The sequence below is a fragment of the uncultured Oscillibacter sp. genome, assembly GCF_910587525.1.
Classification (GTDB): Bacteria; Bacillota; Clostridia; order Oscillospirales; family Oscillospiraceae; genus Oscillibacter.
Genome location: NZ_CAJULS010000163.1, coordinates 1 through 4,373, shown reverse-complemented (window position 1 = coordinate 4,373; position 4,373 = coordinate 1). Strand labels below are relative to the sequence as shown.

Here is a 4,373-nt window from a genome sequence, read left to right as displayed (position 1 = left end):
CAGAAGCAGAACTACTCCTACGCCGGGGTGATCGAGGCCCTGTCCGGCGCGCCCTTTGACGTGTGGTTCATCAGCTTTGACGACCTGAAGGAGAACCCCTATCTGTTGGATCATGTGGCGGTACTCATCAATGTGGGCGACGGCGACACCGCCCATACTGGCGGGGCAATTTGGGAGGACCCGGAGATTTCCTCGCTGATTAAGTCCTTCGTCTGGAGCGGGGGCGGCCTCATTGGCGTAGGTGAACCCTCGGGTCACCAGTATCAGGGCCGCTATCTCCAGCTGTCCGGCGTGCTGGGGGTGGAGAAGGAGACAGGCTTCACCCTGAACTACGACAAGTACAACTGGGAGGAGCACCCGGACCACTTCATCCTGGAGGACTGTTCGGGCCCTGTGGATTTCGGTGAGGGCAAAAAGAGCATCTACGCCCTGGAGGGGGCAGAGGTGCTGGTCCAGCGGGACCGGGAGGTCCAGCTGGCGGTGAACGAGTTCGGCAAGGGCCGGGCGGTATACATCTCCGGACTGCCCTACTCCTTCGAGAACAGCCGCCTGCTCCACCGGGCGGTCCTGTGGTCAGCCCGCAAAGAGGAGGAGCTGCACCGCTGGTTCTCCACCAACTGTAATGTGGAGATCCACGCTTATGTCCAAAGCGGAAAGTTCTGCGCGGTGAACAACACCTACACTCCCCAGAGTACCACAGTGTACCGGGGCGATGGGACAGCCTTCTCTCTGGATTTGGCTCCGGGAGAGATCCGGTGGTTCGAGATTTGAGCGTATTCCAGGAAAGGAACTGCAGAGCGAAACAACAGGCCGCCCTCAGGGGCGGCCTGTTGTTCGTTTCAGGAGATGAGCTCCTGCACCCAGGTGATGTATTTGTCTCGTTTCATGATTCCCGGCAGGTACACGCTGCCGCCCCGCATAGTGGGCTCAATGCCGAAGGGGGAACAGGGAATCTTTACCAAGGCAATTCCTCATTTCGATCTCACCGCTGGCAAATGCTGTGTCCGCCGGTCCGGGGGCTAGAGCGGCGATGTGGTGACCGGTCATATCCCTGCCGGATGTCTGCCGCTTGCCCTGGAGCGTTTTCACGGACCACCGCCGGGGGAGAGACTGCCGTTACCGGATGATGAGAAAAGCGATGACGGCCTCCACAATCACGATGACCAGGCTGATTTTGGGCATCTGCTTTTTGCTGATCATCAGTCCGAACAGGGCCAGGGCTGCTGCGAAAAGTATCAGGGGCAGAAAAAGGGCGTGACTGGCGTAGGCGGCAATGATGCCGAAGAAGCCGCAGAACCCGGCGGCAATGGCGTAATTGTTGCACTCGTCTTCCAGACGGGTCTCCTCCAGATCCTCTGGAGTGAGGCCGCAGGCGGAGAGCGCCAGTTTTTCCGTGAGGTCCATGGCTTTGGCGCAGGCATCCTCCTGGAGAAAGTCAAAGGGGTAGAACTTATTCCTCTGGAACTGCAGCGGCTCCAGCACCATATCGATCTTGTCAAGTCCCGCCTCCGGATTCAAGGTGAAGGAGACCGTCAGCTTCCTGCCCCGTTTTCCGGCGAGACTGACCCGCTGAATCAGGTCCCGGGTCAGCGGGATGGGGCTGCCCAGCTCGTAGCTGCGGGTCCTCTTGTCGTAGGAAAAGGGGAGGATCCAGAGGCAGTCCGCGTCCACCACAAAGACCTTGTAATAGTAGGTGTAGGTGGTGACCCGCATCCGGCCGCCGCCGGAGGTGTGGCTTTCCACCTGGAGGGAGAAGATCACATTCTGGTCATTGGCCTGAGGCAGGCGCTGACGCACCCGCTCCACCAGCTCCCGCCGGGAGGCGTCGTCCTCCAGGGCGCGGGCTCTGCCGCGGGAGCGCCGTATCCAGATGACGGGCCCTATGTTATAGCGCCATCCCACCAAAGTGGCGACAAACGCCAGAATCAGTGCAACTCTTAGTAAATTCAGAAACTGGTCCATAGATAATCGTCCTTTTCGCCGCGCCTGTGGGCGCGAAATCTGTTTAGCCAGGCCTTGTCTGAAAGATACCAAAACGCCCAAACGGCGGACCTTTTTTCACCGCGCTGCGTTGATTTTCCTTGCCATACACAAAGTATGGCCGCGTCAAATTGCCTTAACCGGCGAAAAAATCTCTCGCCGTTGAGCATTTCGCCATTGATGAAATAAGGCCTAGCATCCGGAGCTTATCAGCGAATCTCAGGGTCATAGCTGGGACGGGCCGCCTGGGCTTTCTGCGTTGCTCTGGCCTCCCGGGCCCGGCGGGAATTGGCGGCGGACTTGCGCCAGTAACGCACCAGAAGCGCTGCACCCAACAGGAACAGCACTCCGCCCACGCCGCAGAAGACCCGGATCGTCCCAAAGGCCCGGGGCTCCGCCATCAGCAGCGGACCCATGGTGCCGATGTCCGCACTGGAGAACCCGTAATCCTCCTGTAGCGTCTGACGAAACATCTCCGCCAGCTCCGGGTCCATCTCCACCACGCGGGTATCCAGCTCCAGCTCCGCCGTGGGTGCCGCTCCGCCGGAGAGATAGCCATAAGTCTGGTCCACCAGTTTGCCTGCCGGGGAGAAATTGCTGGAGTGGACGGTCAGCCCCAGATAACCACGCCCGCCAGGCAGGACGTAATAGCGGGAGGAGGTCTTTTTCGCTGTTCTGGAGTTGTTGGCCCGGTCCTCGGTCCAGGTCTGCATACTGGCAAAGCTGTCCAGCAGATAGGGCACCCGGCCCGCCACATGGTCGCCGGCGGATACGTCCCCCGACAGCACATCGTCAAAGCTCTTGGCGGTCTTGAAGGAGATCATTGTGTCCCGCAGGGAGAAGCCCAGGAGCACCGTGCCGATGAGGAGCAGGATCAGGCCGGCTCCGCTGATTTTATTGAACAGACGTCCTAACATGATATTCCTCCTGTTTTATGCCTCCGGCTGGGCGGGCTTGAAGGTCTCCGTCACGCAGGTGGCCCCGTCCCGGGTGAAGCCGCTGATGGTGGCGCTGAGGCTCAGGTGCCCATTGGAGCCGGCGGTGGCCTGCTTGTCGATCAGGCCCATCTGCACCAGGGTGAAGGAGCTGGCAGTCTCCATGTCCACACCCAGGCGGCTGATCAGCAGATCGCCCTGGACTTCGCCGTGGGCAAAGAGTCCGTCCAAGGTCTCATAGGGGGTCTCAAAGGCCTGGATGACTGCCTCCAGATCCTCCTGGGCGTACTGACCGGCTCCGGCGAGGCTTTCCGTCCGGATGATGGCCACGATCTCATCCCCCTGGGACGCCAGAACCCATTCGGTGCCGTCAGGGAAGGTGCAGGTGGTCATGGAGGCGTTCAGATACGACTTCAGTCCGCCGCAGAGGGCGGTGAAAAACTGGCGGTTGGTGTTGGTGTCCATCACCATCTCTCCGTCCCGGTTGCCCACGTGGAGCTCCCAGGTCTCCTCCGTAGTGCCGCCCTGGTCCTCCAGGGCCTTGGACATCCAGCCGGGCATGTCGTAAAATGCGCCGGAGCCGGTCTCCACGTCCTCCTCCAGAGCGGCCGACATGGCGTCGTGGAAGGCGTTGTAGTAGTTGGGGGCGGTCAGCGTGGTCTCCACCGTGCCCCAGGCCTCCTTGCCATCCACTGCGTGGGCGGTGCAGGTGAGAGAGGCCATTTTTTCAAGACAGGCCTTGTACACCGGGGCCATCTCCCCGCCCACGGCCTCATCCATGCCGGAGAAGAGCTGGTGGAGGGGGTTGTCGTCGGATATGTAGGGCTTGATTTCCTCGTAGTCTCCCTGCTGAACGGCCTGAACCAGGGTGTTGACCACCTCTTCGTCAGAGAGATTCTCTGTCTTGGCCATGGGGCCGCAGGCGGTCAAAAGCAGACACAGGGCCGCCGTGAGTGCAATAAGATACTTTTTCATTCAGGAAATACCATCCTTTACGGTTTTATTTCTGCCGTCCTCAGGGAGTCAGGGGCTCAATCTCCGGCAGGGTCAGCGCATAGGCGCTGCTGAGCTCCAGCCGCAGGGCAGGATAGTCTTCGTCCATCTGCTCCGGCAGATAGGTGATCTGTGCGGAGAGATAATAGCCCTCTTGTTTATAGTCTGCATACAAAATAACGATCCGGGGCATAGCTCCGTCCGCATCGAGATAAACCGCCTGCTTCACAGCAATATCATATTCCTCAAAGTACGTGGTGTCTGAAACGCCTTCCGGATCAATATCTGCACCGGAGGCCTCCAAGGCGGCATAGGTCTGGTCCACCACGTCCCTGGCGTTTTCGCCGGCGGCAACGGAGACGGTGGCCTCCATGCCATGGGCCGAGGAGCGAAGGGCATAGCCATCGTCCAGAAAGACAGGGGAGTCGCTGTATGGGACGTGGGCATCCACAAAGGCATCGCAGG

General features: G+C 60.0%; 6 protein-coding genes. 1 reads left to right on the top strand and 5 read right to left on the bottom strand.

From position 1 onward, the window contains the following. A partial coding sequence (locus QZ326_RS11545; protein WP_295745325.1) for a lacto-N-biose phosphorylase central domain-containing protein occupies positions 1-771 on the top strand: 771 nt, incomplete at its 5' end. Positions 772-839: 68 nt separating this feature from the next. Here QZ326_RS11545 and QZ326_RS11540 read toward each other — a convergent pair. From QZ326_RS11540 to QZ326_RS11520, 5 genes are all read right to left on the bottom strand, one after another. After that, positions 840-962, bottom strand: a complete 123-nt coding sequence (locus QZ326_RS11540; protein WP_295745322.1) for a hypothetical protein — start codon at positions 960-962, stop codon at positions 840-842. A gap of 154 nt (positions 963-1,116) precedes the next feature. Next, entirely contained in the window at positions 1,117-1,962 is an 846-nt protein-coding gene (locus tag QZ326_RS11535; RefSeq protein WP_295745319.1) for a hypothetical protein, read from the bottom strand. A 227-nt stretch (positions 1,963-2,189) separates the two neighbouring features. Beyond that, the gene (locus QZ326_RS11530; RefSeq protein WP_295745316.1) at positions 2,190-2,897 is read right to left on the bottom strand and encodes a DUF6709 family protein; all 708 of its coding nucleotides are present in this window, start codon (positions 2,895-2,897) and stop codon (positions 2,190-2,192) included. A gap of 15 nt (positions 2,898-2,912) precedes the next feature. Beyond that, positions 2,913-3,890, bottom strand: coding sequence for a hypothetical protein (locus QZ326_RS11525; RefSeq protein ID WP_295745313.1), 978 nt, complete (start codon positions 3,888-3,890; stop codon positions 2,913-2,915). A gap of 40 nt (positions 3,891-3,930) precedes the next feature. After that, positions 3,931-4,373 (bottom strand): hypothetical protein (locus tag QZ326_RS11520; RefSeq protein ID WP_295745310.1); only part of this gene is annotated, 443 nt, incomplete at its 5' end.

Coding starts and splice junctions, on each gene's coding strand:
- QZ326_RS11525 (WP_295745313.1), bottom strand. CDS start 3,890: ATGAAAAAGTATCTTATTGCACTCACGGCGGCCCTGTGTCTGCTTTTG.
- QZ326_RS11530 (WP_295745316.1), bottom strand. CDS start 2,897: ATGTTAGGACGTCTGTTCAATAAAATCAGCGGAGCCGGCCTGATCCTG.
- QZ326_RS11535 (WP_295745319.1), bottom strand. CDS start 1,962: ATGGACCAGTTTCTGAATTTACTAAGAGTTGCACTGATTCTGGCGTTT.